Genomic DNA, 24,717 nt, shown 5'->3' on the forward strand with positions numbered 1-24,717 from the left:
TCGACACCGCCTTCGGAAACGTTGCACTGGAATTGAAGATTTGTTTAGGAAGAATCGTCAGTGGAGGCCCAGCAGGTCCGTAACCTCGCCGTCTGTCAGCTGATGGAAGTCGTCGTAGGCGTTGCCGACGCCGCCGAGATCAACCGGGGTGTATGGGCAGACCACTTCGTCGGCGGTCACGAGCACACGGTGGATCGCTTCCGGCGCAGCCACCGGAACGGCGACCACAACCCGCGTTGCGCCGAGCTTTCGCACCGACTGGCAGGCCACAGCCATGGTCGCGCCAGTGGCCATGCCATCGTCCACGAGCACGACGGTGCGGCCCTTCAACGGGGTTCGCTTCTTGCTCCCGCGGAGGAGTTGGGTGCGGCGCTGGAGTTCGCGGCGCTCTTCGGCCTCCACCTTCTCGAGTGCGGCCTTGCTGGTCCGGGTGAGACGCAGAACGTCATCGTTGATTACTCGGGCATTGCCTTCGCCGATGGCGCCCATGGCGAGTTCCGGTTGCCAGGGGACACCCAGTTTGCGGACGAGCACAACGTCGAGTGGGGCCGACAGAGCGGCGGCTATCTCGAATGCGACGGGAACCCCTCCGCGGGGCAAGCCCAGTACGACCGGGTCGGTACCGCGCAGATGTTCCAGTGCACCGGCCAGCTTGCGGCCGGCATCGGCACGACTGGTGTACTGCATCGAACGCTCCGTGATCGGGGAGGACGCCTCGTCTTCGACGCTACTCCCGACACTGGCGTGTCGGCAGGACCGAACTCATCTCCGCAACGGTGAACCGGCGCAGTGCAAGCGCGGGGTTCTTCTCGCGAACCTCGGCGATGCGTTCTGCGCAGACGGTCGCGACTGCGGTGCCTACCCGTTCGCCGAGCGACGCGAGGATCACCCCCATCGGATCGACGATCATGCTGGCGCCAGCCCCGGTTCGGGCGCTCTGGTCGGCGGCGACGACGTAGATGGTGTTCTCGATCGCACGCGCTCGGACGAGGGTGGACCAGTGGTCTTCCTTCAGCGGACCGGGGACCCATTGCGCCGGCAGGAGCAGCACGTCGGCGCCCGCGTCGACGATGCGGCGGGTGACCTCGGGGAATCGCAGGTCGTAGCACGTCTGCAGTCCGAAGGTCAGGCCGTCGACCTCGAAGGTCTCGGGGGCGACGATTTCGCCGGCGCGGATCACATCGGATTCCTTGTAGCCGAATGCGTCGTACAGGTGGAGCTTCCGGTACGTAGCGGCGAGGTCGCCATCCGGTCCGAAGGCGACCAGAGTGTTGGAAATCCGATCGTCCCCGGGCAGGTGTTCGTTGATTCCTGCCACCAGGTGCACGCCGACTTTCGAGGCGATCGCCCTGAGACCGGAGACGAATTCCCCGTCCAGGCTCTCGGACGATTCCACGATCCGCTCGTCCGTTCTCGGCGCCGTGAACATCGCGTACTCCGGCGCCACCGCCACCTTCGCTCCGCGCGCGGCTGCCTCGGTGACCAGAGTGGTGAGGGTGCGAAGGTTCTCCGGCTTGTCCTGACCGGGAGCGAACTGCATGACGGCGACATCGACCATGCCGTCCACGCTAGGCGACGAAGGCGCCGGCGACGTGGATACGCCAGTCCGCGCCATCGTCAGATGCGTGTTCGGTGCAGGTCACGGTATCGGTGCACGTAGAAGGTGCTCGTGGCGTGGGCACTCCGAAACGTGGACTAAACTGCTGGTCAATGAGTGATAGCGAGCGTGACCCCGAACCCCCCAATTTTGCCGACCTCGACATTGACGATCGGGTGTTGAAGGCTCTGTCTGATGTGGGCTACGAGTCGCCCTCGCCGATCCAGGCCGCCACCATTCCGCCGCTTCTCGAAGGAAACGACGTCGTCGGACTGGCGCAGACCGGCACCGGAAAGACGGCCGCCTTCGCGGTGCCGATCCTGTCCAGGATCGACCTCGCCCAGAAGTCGCCGCAGGCACTTGTCCTCGCACCGACACGGGAGCTGGCTCTCCAGGTTGCGGAGGCGTTCGGCAAGTACTCGGCCCACATTCCGGGCGTCCATATCCTGCCCATCTACGGCGGTCAGAGTTATGGCGTCCAGTTGTCGGGTCTGCGGCGCGGCGCCCACATCGTGGTCGGTACGCCCGGTCGTGTGATCGACCACTTGGAGAAGGGCACGCTCGATCTGACCAAGCTTTCGTACCTGGTCCTCGACGAGGCCGACGAAATGCTGAAGATGGGATTCCAGGAGGATGTCGAGCGCATCCTCTCGGATACCCCGGAGCACAAGCAGGTTGCTCTTTTCTCGGCGACGATGCCGGGGGCCATCCGCAAGATCTCGAAGCAGTACCTGCACGACCCGGTCGAGATCACGGTGAAGTCCAAGACGTCTACGGCGTCCAATATTTCGCAGCGGTACGTCCAGGTGGCGCACCAGCGCAAGCTCGATGCCCTTACTCGAGTTCTCGAGGTCGAGGATTTCGAGGCCATGATCATCTTCGTGCGCACGAAACAGGCCACCGAAGATCTCGCCGAGCGGCTGCGGTCGCGAGGGTTCTCGGCCGCGGCCATCAACGGCGACATCGTGCAGGCCCAGCGTGAGCGGACCATCGGCCAGCTCAAGAGCGGCGTGATCGACATCTTGGTGGCCACGGACGTAGCCGCACGCGGTCTGGATGTCGACCGCATCTCCCACGTCGTCAACTACGACATCCCGCACGACACCGAGTCGTACGTGCACCGGATCGGCCGCACCGGTCGAGCCGGACGGGCGGGCCAGGCGTTGCTGTTCGTGGCGCCCCGCGAACGGCATTTGCTCAGGGCGATCGAGAAGGCCACCCGTCAGCCCCTGGCCGAGATGCAGCTGCCGAGCGTCGACGACGTCAATGCGCAACGTGTGGCCAAGTTCGGCGATTCGATCACCGAGAGCCTCACCTCCGACAATCTGGCGTTGTTCCGCAAGATGATCGAGGACTACGAGCAGGAGCACGACGTGCCGCTCGCCGACATCGCTGCGGCACTGGCAGTTCAGTCCCGTGACGGTGAGGCGTTCCTCATGGCGCCGGAACCGCCGCCCCCGCCGCGGCGTGAGCGCCCCCAGCGGAGATTCGACGACGGCCCGCCGGCGCGATCCCGCGGAGCGGAGGGGCGGTCGCACGGATCGGCGGGGCAGGAACTCGCCACCTACCGGATCGCGGTCGGGAAGCGGCATCGTGTGGTCCCGGGTGCAATCGTCGGCGCCATCGCCAACGAGGGTGGCCTACGGCGTAGCGATTTCGGGCACATCAGTATCCGACCCGACCACAGCCTGGTGGAGCTACCGGCCCACCTGTCCCGCGAGACGTTGGAGGCGCTCCGTCGCACCCGCATCTCCGGGGTTCTGATCCAACTGCAGCCCGATACCGGTCCGCCCCCGGGAAGGCCCGGTCGCGTCGGCCGTGACAATCGCGGTGGCGGCAAGTTTCAGCGCGACCGGGACGGCAGGCGTAACCCACGCTGATAGTTCCGCGCCGGCTCGGTCGGGACGAGACGGGAAGCGCTAGTTCGCGATGTCGACGACGACCCGGGGCGGCATGGACAGGGCCGAGACAGAGAAGGGTCGGTCGGACTCGGTAACCCCGATGAACGACTGAGTGACGCCTTCGAATACGAGCGCACCCCTGACTTCGGTCACCGAGCCGCCCGGAACTCCGGGAAGCGGGTCCGGTCCTGAATATCCTTCGACGCCGCTGTCGAATGGGTACGCCGAACCATCGATCAGGACCTGCAGGATGCCGTTGCCGGGCAAGGTGATCTCGTCGCCGCTGCCGTTCGAGATAGCGGTGTCGACATATTCGACCCGCCATCCAGGGGTTCCCATCCCGCCGAGTTCGTACACCACGCGGTCATACCCCTCGTGCTTTCCCACTCTCATGTCGGTGACGGTAAGCCTGGCCGAGTCGGAGGCCGGTGACGATTTGGCCGAGGCGTCAACCGGGATTTCCGTATCGGGTTCCGTGGCGCTGCCTGAGGGCATCGCGACCGGCGACGAGGCGGCGATGCTGCTCGCGGAGTTCGACTCAGAGCATGCGGTGAGGCTCAGGGCCAGTGTGCAGGCAGCGAACACGGAGAGGGGAACGATCCGGTGGTTACTCATGAGTGTGATGCTAAACCGGGGACGATCTACAGATGTAGGAGTTCGGTATGTGGCGCCCTAAGACCCGTCGACGTATAGCCAGTCGCCGTTCTCACGAACGAATCGGCTGTTCTCGCGCTGCGATCCACGACGTCCGTTTTCTTCGTAGTGCGCGCGGAACTCGACGGTGCCGGTGGTGTCGAAAAGTCCGCCGGCGCAGGTTCCCAGAATGTCGAGGCGGGTCCAGCGTCGCCCGGGGTCGAGTTCGAGATTTGCCGGCCGCGTGCTCGGATGCCACGTTCTCGACAGATAGGCGACATCGAGGAGGGCGAAGGCGCTGAACCGTGAGCGCATGAGTCGCTCTGCGGTGGGCGCCTTCGCCTCTCCGCGGTGATATCGCCCGCAACAGTTATCGTATGACTCACCGAGCTGGCAGGGGCATCGAACCATCACCGTCCCAGTATGGATGGAATTCACACCAGGTTGCGGGTTCGGTCCTCCCAGTAGGGCGCGCGCAGGTCGCGCTTGAGGATCTTGCCGGTGGGGTTGCGTGGCAGAAGGTCGACTACGTCGATGGTCGTCGGGCACTTGAACTTCGCGAGGTACTGGCGGGCGTACTGGATCAGCTCGTCCGGCTCGATCTCCGTTCCGGCTACCGGCACCACGATCGCCTTCACCGTCTCGCCCCAGTGGTTGTCGGGAACACCGATCACTGCTACCTCGGCCACCGCCGGATGCTCGACGAGCACGCGCTCGATTTCGGGGGAGTAGACGTTCTCACCGCCTGTGATGATCATGTCCTTGAGGCGATCCTCGATGAACACGAAACCTTCGTCGTCGACGCGGCCTATGTCCCCGCTGCGCAACCAGCCCTCGGCGGTGATGGTTTCTGCGGTCGCCTCGGGCTTGCCCAGATAGCCGGGCGTACGTTGCTCTGTCCGCCACCACAGTTCCCCGGGTTCACCCGGGGGAACGTCCCGGCCGGTTGCCGGGTCGACGATGCGCATCTCGACGCCGGGAATGGGGCGTCCTGCCGACGCCATCCTCGATTCATGCACCTTGTCGCGATGCGTTTCCGGTGACAGGGCGGTGACGACGCCCGCCAACTCGGTCATCCCGTAGACCTGAACGAATTCCGTCTTCGGCCAGGCAGCGAGAGCGCTGCGCAGCAGTGGAAGGGGCATGGGTGCGGCGCCGTAAATGATGCGATCGAGTGCACCGAACGCAGCGATGGCCTGTTCGCCCCCGGCGAGGACCCCGGCGATTACCGGTGGGACGAGGAATGCCATATTCGCCCCTGCCGCGAGAGCGGCGAACAGGGACGGCGCGTCTGCCTCCCGCGTGAAGTGGCTTCTGATACCGGCGTGAATTCCCATGATTGCGTAGCAAGTTCCGCCGACATGGAACAGTGGCATCGCGATGAGGAGGCAGTCTTCGTGCCATGCCGGCAGGATCTCGAGAACGGCTACGCTGTGGGCGATCAAGTTGCGATGAGTGATCTGCACGCCCTTGGGTCTGCCCGTTGTTCCGGAGCTGTAGAGGATCAGCGCTGTCGAATCTGCAGTTACGGTGGGCTCAGCCTGGATGGGATCCGATTCCCCCACCCACTCCTCGAGCTCGTCGTGTTCCCCACCGACGACGATGATCCGCTCGACATGGGTGAGTTGATCGCGTAGCGGCGTGACATCCTGAAGAAATTCGTGGCCCACGAACAGTATTCGCGCACGGGAATCATTGAGCACGTAGACGAGTTCGTCGTCGGCCAGGCGCCAGTTCGGAACCGCGTTCGCGGCGCCCAGAAGTGAGGCGGCGTAGGTGACTTCGAGGCAGGACAGATGGTTCTTGTCGACGAACGCGACGGCGTCACCGGGGCCGATTCCTACCTTCGCCAGGGCACCCGCGATTCGCAGGATCCGGTTGTGCCATTGCGACCACGTGTATTCGACGTTCTGGAACTGGACAGCGATGTGATCCGGCCGGACTCGCGCCCAATGCGCGACGCGATCGAAGATGATGGTGTCGGCGTCTGGCATGCACTTACCTTTCGTATGACGTCAGTCACACGAGGTTAGTGCGAGAGAAGGCGTTCCGAGCCGTTTTCCTATGAAGAAGATTCGCGACGCCAGGTCGGTTCGCCGCGTTCTGTCCCGAGGTTCTGCGTGGGGGTTGTGAGGGTGCAGCCAGGGAAAGGTCAGGGTGTTTCCGGGGGAAAAACCGGGGTGGTTCCCGATGGTGGTTCGTTGGAGATGACGACAAGGTGAAATGCGTGCGTCTTGCCTGCACCCCAACGGAACACGAGAGAAGACGAAAGGCGATCATGAGCACGCATGCCACTGCTGCCCGTGCGGTCGAGCTGTCGAAGACCTACGGCACGGGAGACACCCGAGTCCGCGCGTTGGCCACGGTATCCGTCGAGTTCGCTCGGGGGGAGTTCACCGCCATCATGGGCCCTTCGGGGTCTGGGAAATCGACCTTGATGCACTGCCTCGCGGGGCTGGACTCCGCAAGTTCGGGGTCTGTGCTCATCGGTGACACCGAGCTGACCACCCTCTCGGACAAACAGATGACGCAACTGCGCCGTGACCGGATCGGTTTCGTGTTCCAGGCGTTCAACCTGGTTCCGACCCTGACCGCGCTCGAGAACATCACGCTGCCGCTCGACATCGCGGGCCGCAAGCCGGACGCCGCGTGGCTGGGCAGCGTGCTCACCAGGCTGGGGCTGCAGGACCGCCTCGACCACCGTCCGGGTGAGTTGTCCGGCGGGCAACAGCAAAGGGTCGCGTGCGCCCGCGCCCTCGCCGGCCGCCCGGAGATCATCTTCGGTGACGAACCCACCGGAAACCTCGACTCCCACTCGTCGGGCGAGGTGCTGTCGATCCTTCGCGCCGCGGTCGACGAGTTCGACCAGACCGTCGTCATCGTCACCCACGACCCCCGCGCGGCGGCGTACGCCGACCGAGTGGTGTTCCTCGCCGACGGCAAGATCGTCGACGAGATGCGCGAGCCGACCGCCGAATCGGTGCTCGATCGAATGAAGCGGCTCGATACCCCCGCGACCGCGGCCGTGGCGGTCTGATCGCCATGGCGACCACATCCAGCGCTCCGATGCGCAAGGTGTCGCTGCGGAATCTCGCGGCTCACAAGGTCCGGCTGGCGCTGACCGTGTTGTCGGTGGTGCTCGGGACGGCGTTCGTCGCGGGTTCCTTCGTCTTCACCGACACACTCCAGAGAACCTTCGACTCGATCACAGAGACCACGGCTCAGGGTGTCGACGTCCGGGTATCGAGCGCCGAGGAAGACTCGAGTGGCCTTCCTCTGACGGACCTCGACATCCTCACCCGGGTGGAGGGCGTCCAGGCCGTAGCCCCCGCCGTGAGCGGACAGATCGTTCTGATCGGCTCGGATGGCGCCGCAGTCCAGACCGGGGCGCCGAGTATCGGCCAGTCGTATCTGCCGCCGGGCCAGGCAATCGGCGAACCCGAAAACTATGTCGAGGGGTCCCCGCCTACTCAGGTCGGCCAGATCGCCGTCAACACCGGCGCCGCCGAACAGGCACAGCTGGCGGTCGGCGATACCACCAAGGTGCTTGTGCCTGCCCGGGGAATGATCGACGTCACTGTCTCCGGCATCTACGACCCCGGCAGTCACACCGGTGGATTCATCGGGGCTTCGTTTGTCGACTCACAGGCCCGCGAGTTGTTCACCGACGGGAAGCACGTCGAGTACATCGACGTCGCGGGCAACGGTGTGTCCCAAGCGGAGCTACGGGACCGGATCGCGCAGGCGCTACCGGGCGTGAAGGCGCAAACCGGCGACGAAGTCCGCGCGGAAGCCAAAGCCGTGGTGACGGAAGACCTCGAGTTCGTCAACTACTTCCTGCTTGCGTTCGGTGCGATCGCGCTGCTGGTCGGCACCTTCATCATCTACAACACCTTCTCGATGATCGTCGCCCAGCGACTGCGGGAGCTGGCACTGCTGCGCGCGATCGGCGCCGGGCGTAGGCAGGTGGGCCGGTCGGTGGTCCTCGAAGCCCTCGTCATCGGTGTGATCGGGAGTGTCATCGGCCTCTTCGCGGGGACCGGCCTCGCCTACGGTCTGCAGGCACTGCTGAACTCGTTCGACGTCGGTCTGCCCGAGGGACCATTGCAGCTCGAGCCCCGCACGGTCGTGGTCACGCTCGTACTAGGGGTCCTGGTGACCACGATCAGCGCCTACGCACCGGCACGGCGGGCGTCGAAGGTCCCACCGGTGGCCGCGATGCGTGAGGAGTTCGCCTCCTCTCGAGATTCCCTGCACGTGCGGACCAGCGCCGGCGTGGCCCTCGCCGTACTCGGTGTGGCAGGCCTCCTCATAGGCGCACAGGGCACCGGGGGTGCCGCTGCGACGATCGTCGGGGCGGGCGCGCTGGCATTGATCCTGGCGGTGCTGTTCGCGGCCCCCGCCTTGTCTCGACCTGTGGTCGGGGCACTCGGCACGGTGTTCGCGAAGCCGTTCGGCCCGGTGGGCCGTTTGGCACGCACGAATGCGGTGCGGAACCCGCGCCGCACCGCTGCGACCGCTTTCGCGCTGACTCTCGGGCTGATGCTCGTCTCCGTGATCGGCATGTTCGGATCGTCCGCCAAGGCCAGTGTGAACAAGCTGGTGGACGTCGGTGTGACCGCGGACTACGTGTTGACGGGACCCGCTCAGATCGGAGTACCGAGTGGCGTAGCTGCTGCGGTGCGAAACCTCGCCGACGTGCAGAGTTCGGTTGCGTCGCGGGTACCGGTGCGAGTGACGATCGACGGCGAGAAGGAGCAGGGTGCGTCGTTCGACGGTTCACTGGAAGGCGTGCTCGACTATCGGCTCGTCGAAGGGTCTGCGGACCTCACTGGTAATCACATGACCGTGTCGCAGACGACCGCGGACGAGAAGGGCTGGACGGTGGGCACGACCGTGCCGATGACCAGCGCGGACGGTAGGGTCGTGACCCCCGAGGTGATCGGGATCTTCGAGGACAACCAAATCGTCGGGCCGTGGATGGTCTCGGACGAGGTGTACCGCGAGGCGATGCCGGCGGCTACCCTTCCGGATCTCTTCGTTCTGATCGATGCCAGGCCGGGAACCGATCTCGCGCAGCTACGCGGCGAACTCGAGTCGGCGACCAAACGGTTCGTCGTCGTTCAGGTGCAGGACCTCGAGGAGTTCAAGGGTGCGCAGGCCGAGCAGATCGACACCGTCATGGGGGTTCTGTACGGGCTTCTCGCGCTGGCGGTCGTGATCGCGATTCTCGGTATCGTCAACACGCTCGCGTTGTCGGTGGTGGAGCGACGTCGTGAGATCGGCATGCTTCGCGCGGTCGGGATGCAGCGGACGCAGATGCGGCGCACGATCTATCTGGAGTCGATGCTCATCGCGGTGTTCGGTGCCGGCGTCGGAGTGATACTCGGCATCGCGTTCGGGTGGGGCTTCGTCAGCACCTTGAAGGAAGAGGGGCTCGATCAGGTGGCGGTGCCGTGGGGGCAGGTGGTTGCGATGCTTCTCGGGTCCGGTGTGGTCGGCGTGTTTGCCGCTCTCTGGCCTGCGATCCGTGCGGCCCGCACCCGGCCGCTCGAAGCCATCGCCGATCTCTGACGGCTGCCGAGCTCGTAGATCGCCGGTCTCCGGCCGCCGGACCGCCATCAGGTTGGCCCCTGATGGCGGTCCGGCGGGGGGTGCAGCGAAGATGGGGGAGTACGCCACGCGTGCAACCAGCCCGGACCGCTACCGCGGGCCGGGCCACCGTGACGGATGAAATGAAGAAAGGCGATCATGAGCAAGCATTCCCCTGCTGTCGCTGCCCGAGCTGTCGAATTGTCGAAGTCGTACGGCACCGGCGACACCCAGGTCCACGCGCTCAGCGCTGTGTCGGTGGACTTCTCCCGGGGTGAATTCACCGCGATCATGGGTCCGTCCGGATCAGGGAAATCGACGCTGATGCATTGCCTGGCAGGACTCGACTCGGCTGATTCGGGTTCGGTGCTCATCGGCGGCACCGAGTTGACAGCGCTGACGGACAAGCAGATGACACAGTTGCGGCGTGACCGAATCGGATTTGTGTTCCAGGCGTTCAACCTGGTTCCCACCCTGACCGCGCTCGAGAACATCACGCTGCCGCTCGACATCGCGGGCCGCAAGCCGGACTCCGCCTGGCTCGACAGCGTGCTCACCAGGTTGGGACTGAAGGACCGCCTCGATCACCGTCCGGGAGAGCTGTCCGGGGGTCAGCAGCAGCGGGTGGCGTGCGCCCGTGCTCTGGCGGGCCAGCCGGAAATCATCTTCGGTGACGAGCCCACCGGCAATCTCGATTCGAAGTCCTCCGGGGAGGTGTTGTCGATTCTTCGGGCGGCAGTCGACGAGTTCGACCAGACCGTCGTCATCGTCACCCACGATCCGCGGGCTGCGGCGTACGCCGACCGAGTGGTGTTCCTCGCCGATGGCAAGATCGTGGACGAGCTCCTCGAGCCCACAGCCGATTCGGTTCTCGACACCATGAAACGACTTGACGAGCCTGGATCGGAACCACGACTCGACAGGAGTGCGTCGGAATCGGTCGGGGCACATGCCCTCTCGTCGGACTCGGCGGTCTGAGCGGATGGCGTCAACCTCGAGCGCTCCCATGCGCAAGGTGTCCTTGCGCAACCTGGCGGCACACAAGGTCCGGCTGGCGTTGACGGTGCTGTCCGTCGTTCTCGGCACCGCGTTCGTCGCGGGTTCCTTCGTCTTCACCGACACGCTCCAGAAGACGTTCGACTCGATCTTCGAGAACACCGCGCAGGGTGTCGACGTCCGAGTCTCGCCGGAAGACCACCACTCCAGCGGTGTTCCGCTGACTGACGTCGACACCATCTCCGGCCTTCCCGGTGTTCGCGCTGTGGCACCGGCTGTCAGCGGGCAGATCGTTCTGATCGACTCCGATGGCGCGGCGGTCCAAACGGGCGGAGCACCGAGTATCGGCCAGTCGTACCTGCCGCCGGGGCAGGCAATCGGCGAACAAGACGATTTCGTCCAGGGATCCCCGCCTGCCGAGGCCGGCCAGATCGCCGTCAACGTCGCTGCCGCCGAACGGGCGAATCTCGCGGTCGGTGACACCACGGAGGTCCTCGTACCGGCACGGGGTGTACTCGACTTCACCGTTTCCGGCATCTATGACACCGGCACTGACACGGGTGGATTCATCGGGGCTTCGTTCGTCGATTCACAGGCACGTGAATTGTTCACCGACGGTGAGCACGTCGATTACATCGATGTCGCCGGGGCCGGAATCTCGCCGACGCAGCTGCGCGACGAGATCGCCATGGCACTTCCCGACGCCAAGGTGCAGACCGGGGACGAGGTGCGAGAGGAGACCGAGGCGCAGGTGACACAGGCGCTGAGTTTTCTCAACTACTTCCTGCTCGCGTTCGGTGCGATCGCTCTGCTCGTCGGCACATTCATCATTTACAACACGTTCTCGATGATTGTCGCGCAGCGGTTGCGCGAACTCGCGCTCCTGCGCGCGATCGGCGCCGGCCGCAAGCAGGTGGGTCGGTCGGTGGTCTTCGAAGCCCTCGTCGTCGGGGTGATCGGGAGTGTGCTCGGTATCGCTGCGGGCGTCGGCTTGGCCTACGGTCTGCGCGCACTGTTGAATTCGTTCGACGTGGGTTTGCCCGACGGGCCATTGCAGGTCGGCCCCCGTACGATTCTCATCGCTCTCGTGGTCGGTGTGGTGGTGACGACGATCAGTGCGTACGTACCCGCCCAGCGCGCATCCATGGTTCCCCCCGTCGCGGCGATGCGACAGGAGTTCGCCTCCACGGGAGATTCACTGCACGTACGCACGGTTGCGGGAGCTGTGCTGGGCGCCCTCGGCGTCGTCGGACTCGTCATCGGTTCCCAGGGTTCGGGCAAGGGCGCAGCCGTTGTCGTCGGCTTCGGGGCGCTCGGCCTGATCCTGGCCGTGGTATTCGCCGCTCCCGCGCTGTCTCGACCGGTAGTCGGGGCGCTCGGTGCACTGCTGGCGAAGCCGTTCGGTCCGGTGGGGCACCTCGCTCGCACCAATGCGGTCCGGAATCCGCGTCGCACCGCTGCAACGGCATTCGCGTTGACCCTCGGGTTAATGCTCGTCTCGGTCATCGGTGTGTTCGGTGCGTCCGCGAAGGCCAGCGTGAACGAACTGGTGGACGCCGGTGTGAGCGCCGACTTCGTGCTGTCGGGACCTCAACAGATCGGAGTTCCCAGCGGCGTAGCACCGGCGGTGCGGAACCTTGCCGACGTGCAGAGCGCGGTCGCGGTGCATGGTGTACGAGTGACGGTCGACGGCGAGGAGGAGCAGGGCGTCTCCCTGGACGGTCCACCGGAGGGCGTGCTCGACTACAGACTCGTCGAAGGGTCCGCGAACTTCACCGGCAACCAAATGATCGTGTCGCAGACGACCGCGGACGAGAAGGGCTGGACGGTGGGCACGACCGTGCCGATGACCAGCGCGGACGGCCAAGTCGTGAATACCCAGGTGACCGGAGTCTTCGCGGACAACCCACTGCTGGGGCCCTGGATGGTGTCGGACGAGGTATACCGCGAGGTGATGCCGGCGGCCACCCTTCCGGATCTCTTCGTTCTGGTCGACGCGAAGCCGGGAACCGATCTCGCGCAGCTACGCGGTGAACTCGAGTCGGCGACCAAACGGTTCGTCGTCGTCCAGGTACAGGACCGGGAGGAGTACAAGGGAGCACAGGGGCAGCAGATCGACGCCATCCTGGCGATCCTGTACGGGCTTCTCGCCCTCGCGGTCGTGATCGCGATTCTCGGTATCGTCAACACGCTCGCGTTGTCGGTGGTGGAGCGACGTCGTGAGATCGGCATGCTTCGCGCGGTCGGGATGCAGCGGACGCAGATGCGGCGCACGATCTATCTGGAGTCGATGCTCATCGCGGTGTTCGGTGCCGGCGTCGGAGTGATACTCGGTATCGCGTTCGGGTGGGGCTTCGTCAGCACCTTGAAGGAAGAGGGGCTCGATCAGGTGGCGGTGCCGTGGGGGCAGGTGGTTGCGATGCTTCTCGGGTCCGGTGTGGTCGGCGTGTTTGCCGCTCTCTGGCCTGCGAGCCGTGCGGCCCGCACCCGGCCGCTCGAGGCCATCGCCGATGCCTGATCCGGCTGATTCTCGACTCCACATGCCGCTCCGCCGGGCCAGTCTCGGCGGGGTGCGGTGGTTTTGGTATGACTGGTGCACAAGAGATGACTATGGGGGCGGTGCGGCATAGTGCAGAGAATTGTGATCGTGGGCGCGGGCCTGGCTGGATTACGCACGGCCGAGGAACTGCGGCGGGCCGGATATGACGGTGAGTTGGTTCTCGTCGGTGGTGAGCCACATCTGCCCTACGACCGGCCGCCACTGTCCAAGGAGGTGTTGCGCGGCGAGCGCAGCGAGACCACACTCAAGCCGCGTGAATTCTTCGACGAGAAGAATATCGAGCTACGTCTCGGTGTCGAGGCCGTGTCCGTCGACGCCGAACGTCGCGTCGTGTGCCTCGCCGACCGCACCCAACTCGACTATGACGAACTGGTCGTCGCGACGGGTCTTGTGCCGCGCCGGATCCCGGGACTGCAGGATCTGGCTGGGGTCCACGTCCTGCGCTCGATCGACGAGAGCCTCGCCCTGCGCGGCGATCTTGCCGAGGGCAAGCGCGCGTTGATCGTCGGCGCGGGTTTCATAGGCTGCGAACTGGCGGCGAGCATGCGGGCCGGTGGACTCGACGTGGTGCTGGTGGAACCTCAGCCGGCGCCCTTGGCATCCGTGCTGGGGGAGGAGATCGGGGGTCTGGTCGCCCGGTTGCACCGTGCGGAGGGCGTCGAACTTCGATCCGGTGTGGGACTGACGTCACTGCGCGGTACCGACCGAGTTACCGGGGCCGTCCTCGGTGACGGCAGTGAAGTCCAGGTCGATGTCGTGGCAATCGGCGTCGGATCGCTGCCGGTCACCGAATGGCTCGAAGGTTCGGGCGTCGAACTCGACAACGGCGTGGTCTGCGACGGCGTCGGGCGCACGACCGTTCCACACATCTGGGCAGTCGGCGACGTGGCGGCGTGGCAGTTGCAGGTGGGCGATCGCAGGCGCGTGGAGCACTGGAGCAACGCCGGCGAGCAGGCCAAGATTTTGGCCGGAGCGCTGACCGGGACCGGCGACGACAATCGCGTGGCTCAGGTGCCGTACTTCTGGAGCGACCAGTACGACATCAAGATTCAGGCGCTGGGCACTGTCGCACCTACCGACGAGGTACACGTGATCAAGGACGACGGTCGCAAGTTCCTTGCCTACTACGAGCGCGAGGGGAAGCTGGTGGGTGTCGTCGGAGGTGGAATGGCGGGTGGGGTCATGAAGATGCGCGGAAAGATCGCGGCCGGAACCCCGATCGGTGAGGTCCTCGAAGCTGCGTCCGCGTAGAGGGGCGGACGTCGGCGCGATAGATTCGTCGGGTGATCGTTGCGCTCATCGACTCGGGTCTCGGCATGCTGCCGACGTCGGCGCGGCTTCGTTTGCGCAGACCCGACCTGGATCTGATTCTCGCTCTGGACCCAGACGGGGCCCCGTGGGGTCCGAAATCGGGGCGGTGGGTGATCGATCGTGTCCTCGCGACCGTGAAGTTGACGCTCGACCGTGGTGCGGATGTGATCGTGCTGCCGTGCAACACGGCGAGTGTCACCGCGCTCGAGCATGTCCGAGAATTCGTCGGACCGCAGGTTCCGGTCATCGGTACGGTTCCCGCGATCAAACCTGCTGCGGCGGCATGTGAGTCTGTGGCGGTGTGGGCGACCGAGGCGACGACTGCGAGTCGATATCAGGCAGATCTCATCGAGCGTTTCGGCAACGGAAGTTCTGTGGTGGCTGTCGCGTGCCACGGCCTCGCCGATGCCATCGATCTCGGCGAACGGGAGGCGGCCACCGCGGCCATCGTCTCGGCTGTCGCACGCACACCCGAGGACGTGGGAGGGGTGGTGCTTGGGTGTACGCACTACCCGCTGATGGCTGACGAGATCGCGGAGAAGCTCCCGACCGGGGTGCGACTGTTCGACAGCGCCGAAGCGGTGGCATCGCAGACGCTTCGTCGCATCGACGCGCTCGGCCGTCCGAGTACCGGTAAGGGCAGAGTCGAGGTCCTGCTCAGTGGCCGACCGGGACGTCTGCCGCCGAGCGCTGAAGTCTTCCCAGCCGGGCGGTTGCTGTCCGAAGGAAACACTCAGCCGAGTTGAACCATCCCGGCTGCCACGACGCGCGCGACATTGTCGAGTTCTTCGCCGGGACGCCGCGGCAGTTCGTCGAGATCGTGCAGGCGGTCGTTGCCGGCCAAGGAGAACATCGCGGCTACCCATGCCGACGCGCACGCCCGAATCGTCCCGGGCGTCACGGGATAAGGCGAACTGGCCAGGAGTAGTCGTTCGGTGATATCGCTGAGGTAGTCGCGGAACCGTCTCAGGTGCGCGCGAACATCCGGGTGAGTCTCGGCCTCACGCCAGAGGATCACCCGCATCACCGACGAGTGGCGATCGCGCAAATTCAATGCGCTGTCGAGATTGACCAGGCTGGCTGCGGGGTCGCCAGGTGTGACCAAGGTGCCCAGATCACCGAGCGGTTCGGTGGGAAGCCTTTCGGAGAGCAACGCCAGCAGGATGTCGGTCTTGGCGGGGAAGTAGTAGAACACCAGTCCTTTCGGGACGTGTGCGGCGGAAGCGATCGACGCCGTGGACGTGGCGTCGAATCCTTTTACGGCAATCAGGGATTCGGCGGCGTCGAGAATCCGGGCCCGGGCATCGCCGTCGATCTTCGCGTTGCGCCGCTGTGGACTTTTCCGCGGGCGGTTGCTTGCGGACTTTCCGGAATGGGTTGCGGGCATGGGCTTTTTCCAGACCTGAACGGCGGGACGTAGGCCGTAAGCCTGCGCCCCGCCCTAGATCGACGTTCTCGCTGGTGATGCTTCACGGATCAGTGACTGGCAGCCACTCCTCCCTGTCCGTGCATCCGAGAACTCGCCATCGGCAACCCTGTAACGGCCACGACGACCGCCAGCGCACCGGTGACCCATGCGGTCCACGCCGCGCCCCCGAACTCGTTGAAGCTCATCACCCACGGGGAGATGAACAGCAGCACGCCGAAGACGCCCAGTGCGTACTCGGCCATGGTCATCGTCGGCCGGACCATGTGGACTAGGCCGGAGAGCGCGACGAGCACACCGAGTACGACGAGTGACCACACCGCGGCGTTGTTGGTGTCGAGCCACAGCGGCGAGAGTGCCGCGTAGCCTCCGATCACGATCGCCGCAACATCTTGCACACGACTCCACGATCTCATGTCCAGCCTCCTTGAAGCGGATTGGTTCCACTTCAAGTACACGCCTGATTGACCGACCGATCAATGCCTCGACCGTTGCATTCACATAACGTGAACCGCAGGTCAGCATATATTTCGTGATCTTTCGTGACCTCGGTCGATATCGATTATGTGTACTGCGATTTCTGTTAGAACTCGATCTTGAGATGGTCGGTGACCGGCCGGGCCTGGCATCCCAGAATGTAGCCGTTCTCGATGTCCTCTGGGTCCAGGATCTCGCTGTTCTCCATCTCGACTTTCCCTTCGAGAATGGTGCAGGCGCAGGATCCGCACTCACCTTCCTGGCAGGAGTAGGGCACGTCGATTCCCTCCGCCAGCATGATGTCGACGAGTGTCTGTTTGCGTGGCCAATTCAGGTTGTGGACCTCGCCGTCGAGTTCCACTTCCACGGTGGCGGCGTGGGCCGCCTCGTCCGCCGTGATCTCCACGACCTCGGCGTCGCGGAACGGATCGCCGGCCAGTGAATTGAACACTTCGGCGTGCACCTGGCTGCGTGGCATCCCGGCGTCGGCGAGTGCCTTGTGAATGGTGTCCATGAATGGCGTCGGGCCGCACATGAATACCTCGTACTCGAGGTAGGGGGCGACCGCGGAAGCGAGTTGATCCACGCCGGGCAGGCCCTGGACCGTCTCGAGCCAGTGGATGGTCACCAGTCGCGACGGGTATCGGCTTGCGAGGGTGCGCAACTCCTCGCTGAAGATGACCGATTTCTCGTCACGGTTGGCATAGAAGAGCACGACCTTGCCAGACCCTTCGGTGAGGGCGGACTTGAGGATCGAGATCACCGGCGTGATCCCGCTTCCGGCAGCGAACAACAGGAAATCGTGGCCCAGCGACTTGGGGGTGAAGACGCCTGACGGCGGTAGGACTTCGAGGGTGTCGCCGACGGAGACGTTGTCGCAGAGCCAGTTGGATCCATAGCCGTCGACGGTCCTCTTGACCGTCACCTTCGGTGCGTCATCGGTGAACGGTGAACTGGCCAGCGAGTAGCAACGGGCAACCGAACCGGTGCGGTCACTGGGAATTCGCAGGGTGAGGAACTGTCCGGGCTTGTAGGTGAACTTGTCGGCAAGATCCGCCGGGACGTCGAAGATCAGCGATCGGGAGTCGGGAGTCTCTTCGACCACGCCCGACACGGTGAGCATCACCGACCGTGAGCTGTGCGGCACCTCGACAGTCGTCATCGTGGGGTTCGTCCTCTCCTGCTTCGCGGCGCCGGAACGCTCGAACGCCTAACCCAAATATAGAACACGTTCTAGTTTTTGCCCAGAGGTGGTCGGCTCCGGGGCATCTCGATCGACTCACGGCGCGCAAGAGATTCGGTGGTAGCGTTGCGCTCGGCACCTGGCCCACGGTTCGATTCATCATTGGAGTGGGATCCCATGAGCTTGCAATTCGACCCTCGAGTACTACAAGCGCTTGGGCCGCAGTTCGCCGCCGCAGCCGACCTGAAGACCGTGCGCGGGTACGTCGAAGCGTCCGCTGTGCCCATCATCCGGTCCCCGTGGAAGACTGCTACGCGGCGCTGGAGTGGCTGGCCGGACACGCGAGCGAGTTGGGGGCCGACCCTGCACGGCTGGCGGTGATGGGCGATAGTGCCGGCGGCGCTCTTGCCGCGGGGGTATGCCTGATGGCTCGGGATCGCAGTGGCCCGGCGATCGCTGCGCAGCTCTTGATCTATCCGATGCTCGACGATCGAACGTCGGTACCGGATCCACAGCTGCTTCCGTTCTTGACATGGCCCTTCATATGGACCTACGACGACAACGTCACCGGCTGGACCGCGCTGCTGGGCGAGATGGACGCGAGGGGCGAGATTGGCACCGAGTGCTGACGTGTCCCGACGGGGCCTCGCCGACCGCGTGCGCCGCCTCTGTTCCTTGTAGTCTCCACATTGTGGTGAGGCAAGGACTGCGCTACCAGGCCTCGATTTCGGCTTCGAGCACGAACTAGCGCGGGCAGAGCGGATTGTCGGGGTACCGTCCCATCCATGACTGCTGCGATCTCGGTGGAGAAGCTGGTCAAGACGTTCGGGACCACACGGGCTCTCGACGGATTGGACCTCGAAGTGAATACGGGCGAGGTACACGGATTCCTTGGTCCCAACGGCTCCGGAAAGTCGACGACCATCAGGGTGCTGCTGGGTCTGCTGCGGGCGGATTCGGGTCACACCCGACTGCTGGGCGGCGATCCGTGGAAGGACGCGGTCTCGCTTCATCGGCGACTCGCCTACGTGCCGGGGGATGTGAATCTCTGGCCCAACCTCACCGGTGGGGAGGCGATAGACCTTCTATCGGGCCTGCGGGGCGGACTCGACGAGTCCAGGCGCAGTGATCTCCTCGAGCGATTCGAACTCGATCCGACGAAGAAGGCGCGCACCTACTCGAAAGGCAATCGGCAGAAGGTGGCGCTCGTGGCGGCGTTCGCGTCGAACGTCGACCTCTACGTTTTGGACGAACCGACGTCGGGGCTGGATCCGCTGATGGATTCAGTTTTTCGGGACTGTATCGGCGAGGCCTCGAACGAGGGAAAGACTGTCCTGCTCTCGAGCCACATCCTCGCCGAGGTCGAGGCATTGTGTGATCGTGTGAGCATCATCAGGGAAGGGCGGACCGTCGAATCGGGTACGTTGGCCGAACTCCGTCACCTCACCCGCACCTCGGTTACCGCGGAGACCGAGCGCCCCGTGACCGGACTCGATTCGATTGCCGGCGTATTCGATGTACGAGTGGACGGACTACACGCGCGCTGCGAGGTGGAGACCAGTGAACTCGGCGCTGTGATGAGCCACCTGTTGCCTTTCGGGATCACTTCGCTCACCTCGAAGCCGCCCACCCTGGAGGAACTATTTCTCCGGCACTACGGCGATGAACTCGAACGCGAAGACGAGAACCACTGGCGCGCCGAGTCGAGGGATCTGTGATGGCAACGCAATTCACCGGAACCACTCGGCTGGTGCGGTTGGCGTTACGGCGCGACCAGATACAACTTTCGGTTTGGCTACTCGTCCTTATTGCTCTACAGGCGATTTCGGCCTCGAGTGTTCTGGGGCTCTACCCGACCGACGAGAGTCTCCGGAGCATCGCCATCGCCACAGCGAACTCTCCAGTTGCGCTAGCCACCAACGGACTCATCTCCGGCTACAGCGGCGGCGCTGTGGTTGCGAGCCAGATCGTCATGCCGCTCTCGCTGGGTGCCGCACTGATGAGCAGTTTGCTTGTGGTCCGCCACACCCGACAAAACGAGGAGACGGGCAGAGCGGAGTTGGTCGGGGCCGCGGTCGTGGGGCGGAAGGCAATGCTCTCTGCTGCCCTGATCGTTGCGATCGCGGCGAACGCGGTTCTTGCCGTAGGCGGCGCGGTGGTCCTCATGGCACAGGGACTTCCCCCGGCCGGGTCGTTGGCGATCGGGCTCGGGATTGCCGGCGCGGGTATTTCCTTTGCGGGAATCGCAGCGGTTACTTCGCAGGTAACGGACGGAGCGCGAACGGCCAACGGACTCGCGGGCGCGGCTCTGGCGGCGGCTTTCGTGCTGCGCGCCGTTGGCGACATGTCCGGAACCGTAGTCGAGGGAGGCACGCGGGTAATCAGCGGCTTTGCCACATGGCTGTCGCCGATCGGATGGGCGGAACAGATGCGCGCCTACGACGACAATGCCTGGTGGGTGCTCTGTTTTCCTGCCGTATTCACGCTCGCAGCAGTGGGTCTCGCGTTCCTCCTCACCGAGCGGCGAGATCTCGGCTCAGGCCTGGTCGCAACACGGCGAGGGCCCGCCCGTGCATCACGGTCCCTGCCGACACCGCTCGGATCTGCGTGGCGGATCCAACGGGGTGTTCTGTTCTGGTGGGCTGTGGGCATCGGATTCATTGCACTCGTATACGGCGCGGTCGGTGATCAGATCGACGATTTCCTCGGTGAGGGCGATCAGGTGGCGGAGGTGATGGGGAAACTCGGGGGGACGTCCGACATGGTGGACGCCTACTTCTCGACCATCTTCGGCACAATGGCGATTGCGGTAAGCGCCTATTCGGTTCAGGCACTGCTGCGGATGCGCACAGAGGAGGCGGCGGGTCGGCTCGAGCCCGTTCTCGCGACCGCGGTCGGACGCCCTCGCTGGCTGTTTGCCCACGTAACGGTGGTGGTGGCCGGTGTGGTCGTACTGCAAATAGTCACCGGGGCCGCGATGGGGCTCGCCTACGGTCTGGTCACATCGGATGTGCCGGGCAATGTGGCTGATTTGACCGTGGCGTCCTTGGTCTTCGTGCCTGCAATCCTGGTGGTGGCCGCCATTGCCGTTCTGCTCTTCGGGGGCCTCCCGTTGTGGGCGTCCGGGCTTTCCTGGGCTGCGCTCGCATTGTCCCTGCTGTTCGGGTTGCTCGGTCCACTACTCGGATTGCCGGATTTCGTACGCAACCTGTCGCCGTTCAGTCACGTGCCGCCCGTTCCCGCCGCTGATGTGACGGGCGCGCCGTTGATGTGGATGGTGGCGATCGCAGTCGCAGTGGCGGCGACCGGTGTCGCGCTGTTCCGGCGGCGTGATCTGGTCATCTAGCCGCCTGCCGACCCTGGCCGACTCGAACTGTCGGACGAGATGTCCGGAGTCGGCTTTGCAGTGTTTCCTATTCGCCGAGTGCGCCCAATCCGTCCCGGAGCAAGTGCATCCCGGTGGCGAGTAGTTGCCGAAGTTCGACCGATTCGTCGTCGAGCCACTGCTCATAGGCCGACATCGCGATGCCGAGTACAAGATTGCCGACCGTGCGCGGAATGTGGTCGGCCGGGTCGGCACCCAGTCTGTCGGCGACATATTCCGAGATGACACCCCGCCACCCCTCGTACATCACTACCGAATACGCCTGCAGCGCAGGTACCCGGAGGATCAGTCTCATTCGTTTGCGGTGGTTGGCCTCCTCGCTGATCGGAAACGAATTGAACTGAAGGAGTGCGGCGGTCAGGGTGTCAGCTATCGAGATGTCCTCGGGTTGCTCCTCGAGTTGGGTACGCATCTCGGCGAGATGCGAGTCGAAGTCACCCCAGGGAATTGCGTTCTTGGACGGGAAATAGCGAAACAGCGTGCGCCGGGCTATGCCGCACGCCTGCGCAACCTGGTCGACGCTGGTCTCGTCGAATCCCTGTTGAGTGAACAACTCGATCCCGACGGTGCTGATCCGATCCTGCGTCGTTGCTGGACGCCGGCCGATTCGGCTGGATGGTTTTCGACGACTTCTCACCTTTGATCCTTTCGCTCTGTACATTCTGCACTCGATGCCATTAGATTGGTGAGGCGAATCACAGAGAGCCTCTTCCGTGGCCGGGAACACGGATCGATTCTCTGCTCTATCACTCGGACAGTAGGAGGAAATCATGTCGGACAACGACAACGAGGTACTGGAAACCGATTTGATCGAGGAATCTCTGGTGGAAGAGGTTTCGATCGACGGCATGTGCGGCGTGTACTGAACATGTCCGCTCCGGCGCCGGCTTCAACGACCGGCAAGCCCGCAATCGATCTCGATGTGGGCTGGAAACTTCATCATCGAGTGGCGCTGCGCCACGAACCCTTCGGGGCGTTGCTCTACCACTTCGGTACCCGCAAACTCTCGTTTCTGAAGAACCGCACGATCGTCGCGGTGGTCGAGGCCCTTCCATCGCACGCTGACGCCCGGTCCGCGCTGCGAGCGCAGGGCATCGGGGACGATCTCGCGCCGAAGTACGCGCGCGCACTCGGCGCCCTGGCCGAGTCACACATGATCATCCGTGTGTGACCGGCCCTGCCGCGGCAGTCCTTTCCGTTCCATACCAGAGGAATTAGCCCATGACCTCCATCCTCGACAGGCCCTCGGCCTCCCAGCCGGTCGGGCGCCTCGTCGACCAGTTCGAACTCGGTCTCGACGCCCCGATCTGTCTCACCTGGGAGTTGACCTACGCGTGCAACCTGTCGTGTGTGCACTGCCTGTCCTCATCGGGGCGGCGCGACCCGAATGAGCTCAGCACCGCGCAGTGCAAGTCGATCATCGACGAACTGCAGCGCATGCAGGTGTTCTACGTCAACATCGGCGGCGGGGAGCCGACCGTTCGCCCGGACTTCTGGGAACTGGTGGACTACGCGACCGCGCACCAGGTCGGCGTCAAGTTCTCCACCAACGGGGTGAAGATCGACAAGAAGGTGGCCGAGCGTCTCGCGGCCAGTGACTACGTCGACGTGCAGATATCCCTCGACGGCGCCACCGCCGAGGTCAATGACGCGGTTCGCGGCCCAGGGTCGTTCGCGATGGCGGTACGAGCTCTCGAGAACCTGGCCGAGGCCGGGTTCGAGAACGCGAAGATCTCGGTTGTCGTGACCCGGCACAACGTGCCCCAGCTCGACGACTTCAAGGCGCTCGCCGACAAATACGGTGCCACCCTGCGCATCACTCGGTTGCGTCCATCCGGCCGCGGTGCGGACGTGTGGGGTGACTTGCACCCCACCCAGACACAGCAACGCCAGTTGTACGACTGGCTGGTCGCCAACGGTGAAGGCGTACTCACCGGCGACTCCTTCTTTCACCTCTCCGCCTACGGTGATGCTCTGCCGGGGCTCAACCTGTGCGGGGCCGGGCGCGTGGTCTGCCTGATCGATCCGATCGGCGACGTGTACGCCTGCCCGTTCGCAATCCACGAGAAATTCCTCGCCGGAAATATTCTGGCGGACGGCGGTTTCCAGAAAGTCTGGCAGCACTCGGACCTGTTCCGGGAGCTTCGTTCGCCGCAGACCGGTGGTGCGTGCAGCAAGTGCGACCACTACGACTCCTGCCGTGGCGGCTGCATGGCCGCGAAGTTCTTCACCGGGTTGCCGATGGACGGTCCGGACCCGGAGTGCGTCATCGGAAACGGTGAAGCGGCGTTGACTGACGCGGGTGAGATCCCGAAGTCCAGCGTCGACCACTCCCGCACCGGTCAGCGAAGGACACCGCGGGCACCGGTTCCGTTGACGCTGATGACGCGCCCGCCGGCCAAGATGTGTGACGAGAACCCGCTTGCGGGCATGGAACAGGCATAGTTCGTTCGACAGATGCGAGGGGTACTCGATGGGTAGGAATTCGTATTTCGAGACTGTGGCGGAGGCCCAGCGTCGCGCGAAGAAGCGACTGCCGAAGTCGGTCTACTCGGCGCTGATCGCCGGTTCCGAAAAGGGCGTGACCGTCGACGACAACACTGCGGCGTTCGCCGAGTTGGGTTTCGCGCCCCACGTCGTAGGGCTCTCGGACAAGCGTGAGATGGCCACGACCGTGCTGGGCCAGCCGATTTCGATGCCCGTCGTGATGTCCCCGACCGGTGTACAGGCGGTACATCCTGATGGCGAGGTCGCGGTTGCCCGCGCTGCGGCGGCCCGGGGGACGGCGATCGGTCTGAGTTCGTTCGCGAGTAGACCCATCGAAGAGGTGACGGCGGCCAATCCACAGACGTTCTTCCAGATGTACTGGGTGGGAAGCCGTTACGAAATGTTGCAGCGAACCGAACGCGCCCGGGAGGCTGGTGCGACCGCGCTGATCGTCACCACCGACTGGTCCTTCTCCCACGGGCGCGATTGGGGTAGCCCGGCCATTCCCGAGAAGATGAACCTCGAGTCGATGATCAAGTTCGCCCCCGAGGGCATCACTCGTCCGAAGTGGCTCTACGGGTTCTTGAAGACCCGCAAGATCCCCGACCTGACCACACCCAACCTGGCCAAGCCCGGGCAGGATCCGCCGACATTCTTCGGCGCCTACGGCGAATGGATGCAGACGCCGCTTCCCACCTGGGACGACATAGCATGGCTGCGGGAGCAGTGGGGCGGCCCGTTCATGCTCAAGGGCGTGATGAGGGTCGACGACGCCAAGCGCGCCGTCGAAGCCGGCGTCACCGCGATCTCGGTGTCCAACCACGGAGGCAACAATCTCGACGGCACACCGGCGTCGATCCGCGCTCTTCCGGCCGTCGTGGACGCCGTCGGCGACCAGGTAGAGGTCCTGCTCGACGGCGGAATTCGCCGCGGCAGCGACGTTGTGAAGGCCCTCGCCCTCGGTGCGCGGGCGGTCATGATCGGGCGGGCCTACCTGTGGGGACTGTCAGCGAACGGGCAGGCCGGGGTCGAGAACGTTCTCGACATTCTGCGAGGGGGCATCGACTCCGCCCTGCTGGGTCTTGGGCACGCGTCCATCCACGACCTCAGCCCCGCCGACGTGGTGATCCCGCCGGGGTTCGCTCGGGCCCTGGGCATCTGAGGACTGA

General features: G+C 64.6%; 22 protein-coding genes and 1 pseudogene. 14 read left to right on the top strand and 9 right to left on the bottom strand.

The annotated features are described in order from the left end of the window. Window positions 1–57: 57 nt before the first annotated feature. Entirely contained in the window at window positions 58–687 is a 630-nt protein-coding gene (locus tag BFN03_RS03095) for a phosphoribosyltransferase (protein WP_070377777.1), read from the bottom strand. A gap of 40 nt (window positions 688–727) precedes the next feature. Next, a complete protein-coding gene (locus tag BFN03_RS03100) occupies window positions 728–1,558 on the bottom strand; it encodes a carbon-nitrogen hydrolase family protein (RefSeq protein WP_070380572.1) in 831 nt (276 codons plus the stop codon). 152 nt (window positions 1,559–1,710) lie between these two features. Here BFN03_RS03100 and BFN03_RS03105 point away from each other — a divergent pair, with 152 nt between their 5' ends. Then, on the top strand, window positions 1,711–3,477 hold the full coding sequence (locus tag BFN03_RS03105) for a DEAD/DEAH box helicase (protein WP_070377778.1): 1,767 nt from the start codon (window positions 1,711–1,713) through the stop codon (window positions 3,475–3,477). 39 nt (window positions 3,478–3,516) lie between these two features. Here the strand turns inward: BFN03_RS03105 and BFN03_RS03110 are convergent, their stop codons facing one another. From BFN03_RS03110 to BFN03_RS03120, 3 genes are read right to left on the bottom strand one after another with little or no spacing between them, the layout of a single operon-like run. Further along, entirely contained in the window at window positions 3,517–4,113 is a 597-nt protein-coding gene (locus BFN03_RS03110; protein ID WP_070377779.1) for an AMIN-like domain-containing (lipo)protein, read from the bottom strand. A 57-nt stretch (window positions 4,114–4,170) separates the two neighbouring features. Then, the gene (locus BFN03_RS03115) at window positions 4,171–4,569 is read right to left on the bottom strand and encodes a YchJ family protein (protein ID WP_070377780.1); all 399 of its coding nucleotides are present in this window, start codon (window positions 4,567–4,569) and stop codon (window positions 4,171–4,173) included. Further along, window positions 4,566–6,125 (bottom strand): long-chain-fatty-acid--CoA ligase, encoded by a 1,560-nt coding sequence (locus BFN03_RS03120; RefSeq protein WP_070377781.1) that lies wholly within the window; start codon window positions 6,123–6,125, stop codon window positions 4,566–4,568. Before BFN03_RS03120 ends, BFN03_RS03115 begins: the two co-directional genes overlap by 4 nt. 284 nt (window positions 6,126–6,409) lie before the next feature. Between BFN03_RS03120 and BFN03_RS03125 the strand changes: the two genes are divergently transcribed. The 6 genes from BFN03_RS03125 to BFN03_RS03150 all read left to right on the top strand — a co-directional run bounded on the left by BFN03_RS03125 (window position 6,410) and on the right by BFN03_RS03150 (window position 15,336). Further along, window positions 6,410–7,168: an ABC transporter ATP-binding protein gene (locus BFN03_RS03125; RefSeq protein WP_070377782.1), complete on the top strand. Its 759-nt coding sequence runs from the start codon at window positions 6,410–6,412 to the stop codon at window positions 7,166–7,168. A 5-nt stretch (window positions 7,169–7,173) separates the two neighbouring features. Further along, the gene (locus tag BFN03_RS03130) at window positions 7,174–9,705 is read left to right on the top strand and encodes an ABC transporter permease (RefSeq protein WP_070377783.1); all 2,532 of its coding nucleotides are present in this window, start codon (window positions 7,174–7,176) and stop codon (window positions 9,703–9,705) included. A gap of 177 nt (window positions 9,706–9,882) precedes the next feature. Next, window positions 9,883–10,701, top strand: a complete 819-nt coding sequence (locus BFN03_RS03135) for an ABC transporter ATP-binding protein (RefSeq protein WP_070377784.1) — start codon at window positions 9,883–9,885, stop codon at window positions 10,699–10,701. A gap of 4 nt (window positions 10,702–10,705) precedes the next feature. Further along, window positions 10,706–13,237 carry an ABC transporter permease gene (locus tag BFN03_RS03140; protein WP_070377785.1) on the top strand — a complete coding sequence of 844 codons (2,532 nt, stop codon included), beginning with the start codon at window positions 10,706–10,708 and terminating at the stop codon, window positions 13,235–13,237. Between the two features lie 111 nt (window positions 13,238–13,348). After that, window positions 13,349–14,530 (top strand): NAD(P)/FAD-dependent oxidoreductase, encoded by a 1,182-nt coding sequence (locus BFN03_RS03145; RefSeq protein WP_232320420.1) that lies wholly within the window; start codon window positions 13,349–13,351, stop codon window positions 14,528–14,530. A 32-nt stretch (window positions 14,531–14,562) separates the two neighbouring features. Beyond that, window positions 14,563–15,336 carry a glutamate racemase gene (locus BFN03_RS03150; protein ID WP_070377787.1) on the top strand — a complete coding sequence of 258 codons (774 nt, stop codon included), beginning with the start codon at window positions 14,563–14,565 and terminating at the stop codon, window positions 15,334–15,336. Here the strand turns inward: BFN03_RS03150 and BFN03_RS03155 are convergent. The 3 genes from BFN03_RS03155 to BFN03_RS03165 all read right to left on the bottom strand — a co-directional run bounded on the left by BFN03_RS03155 (window position 15,324) and on the right by BFN03_RS03165 (window position 17,655). Continuing rightward, window positions 15,324–15,977: a TetR/AcrR family transcriptional regulator gene (locus BFN03_RS03155; protein ID WP_070377788.1), complete on the bottom strand. Its 654-nt coding sequence runs from the start codon at window positions 15,975–15,977 to the stop codon at window positions 15,324–15,326. The genes BFN03_RS03150 and BFN03_RS03155 overlap by 13 nt on opposite strands. A gap of 89 nt (window positions 15,978–16,066) precedes the next feature. After that, entirely contained in the window at window positions 16,067–16,432 is a 366-nt protein-coding gene (locus tag BFN03_RS03160) for an SPW repeat protein (RefSeq protein ID WP_070377789.1), read from the bottom strand. 167 nt (window positions 16,433–16,599) lie between these two features. Further along, a complete protein-coding gene (locus tag BFN03_RS03165; protein ID WP_070377790.1) occupies window positions 16,600–17,655 on the bottom strand; it encodes a ferredoxin--NADP reductase in 1,056 nt (351 codons plus the stop codon). A 188-nt stretch (window positions 17,656–17,843) separates the two neighbouring features. Here BFN03_RS03165 and BFN03_RS20750 point away from each other — a divergent pair. The 3 genes and pseudogenes from BFN03_RS20750 to BFN03_RS03180 all read left to right on the top strand — a co-directional run. Continuing rightward, a pseudogene (locus BFN03_RS20750) lies at window positions 17,844–18,269 on the top strand (alpha/beta hydrolase fold domain-containing protein); the annotation flags it as partial. A gap of 192 nt (window positions 18,270–18,461) precedes the next feature. Beyond that, window positions 18,462–19,394 (top strand): ABC transporter ATP-binding protein, encoded by a 933-nt coding sequence (locus tag BFN03_RS03175; RefSeq protein WP_070377791.1) that lies wholly within the window; start codon window positions 18,462–18,464, stop codon window positions 19,392–19,394. Continuing rightward, on the top strand, window positions 19,394–21,022 hold the full coding sequence (locus BFN03_RS03180) for an ABC transporter permease (protein WP_070377792.1): 1,629 nt from the start codon (window positions 19,394–19,396) through the stop codon (window positions 21,020–21,022). Before BFN03_RS03175 ends, BFN03_RS03180 begins: the two co-directional genes overlap by 1 nt. 67 nt (window positions 21,023–21,089) lie before the next feature. Here BFN03_RS03180 and mftR read toward each other — a convergent pair whose 3' ends face one another. Next, entirely contained in the window at window positions 21,090–21,698 is a 609-nt protein-coding gene (gene mftR, locus BFN03_RS03185; protein ID WP_070377793.1) for a mycofactocin system transcriptional regulator, read from the bottom strand. 133 nt (window positions 21,699–21,831) lie between these two features. Between mftR and mftA the strand changes: the two genes are divergently transcribed. The 4 genes from mftA to mftD are packed head-to-tail and all read left to right on the top strand — an operon-like array spanning window position 21,832 to window position 24,710. Further along, the gene (gene mftA / locus BFN03_RS03190; protein WP_070377794.1) at window positions 21,832–21,927 is read left to right on the top strand and encodes a mycofactocin precursor MftA; all 96 of its coding nucleotides are present in this window, start codon (window positions 21,832–21,834) and stop codon (window positions 21,925–21,927) included. Window positions 21,928–21,929: 2 nt separating this feature from the next. Beyond that, entirely contained in the window at window positions 21,930–22,232 is a 303-nt protein-coding gene (gene mftB / locus BFN03_RS03195; protein ID WP_070377795.1) for a mycofactocin biosynthesis chaperone MftB, read from the top strand. Between the two features lie 50 nt (window positions 22,233–22,282). Beyond that, window positions 22,283–23,506: a mycofactocin radical SAM maturase gene (gene mftC, locus BFN03_RS03200; RefSeq protein ID WP_070377796.1), complete on the top strand. Its 1,224-nt coding sequence runs from the start codon at window positions 22,283–22,285 to the stop codon at window positions 23,504–23,506. Between the two features lie 28 nt (window positions 23,507–23,534). Next, window positions 23,535–24,710, top strand: coding sequence for a pre-mycofactocin synthase MftD (gene mftD, locus BFN03_RS03205; RefSeq protein ID WP_070377797.1), 1,176 nt, complete (start codon window positions 23,535–23,537; stop codon window positions 24,708–24,710). Window positions 24,711–24,717 lie beyond the last annotated feature (7 nt).

The sequence above is a fragment of the Rhodococcus sp. WMMA185 genome (assembly GCF_001767395.1).
In the GTDB taxonomy this organism is placed as follows: domain Bacteria; phylum Actinomycetota; class Actinomycetes; order Mycobacteriales; family Mycobacteriaceae; genus Rhodococcus_F.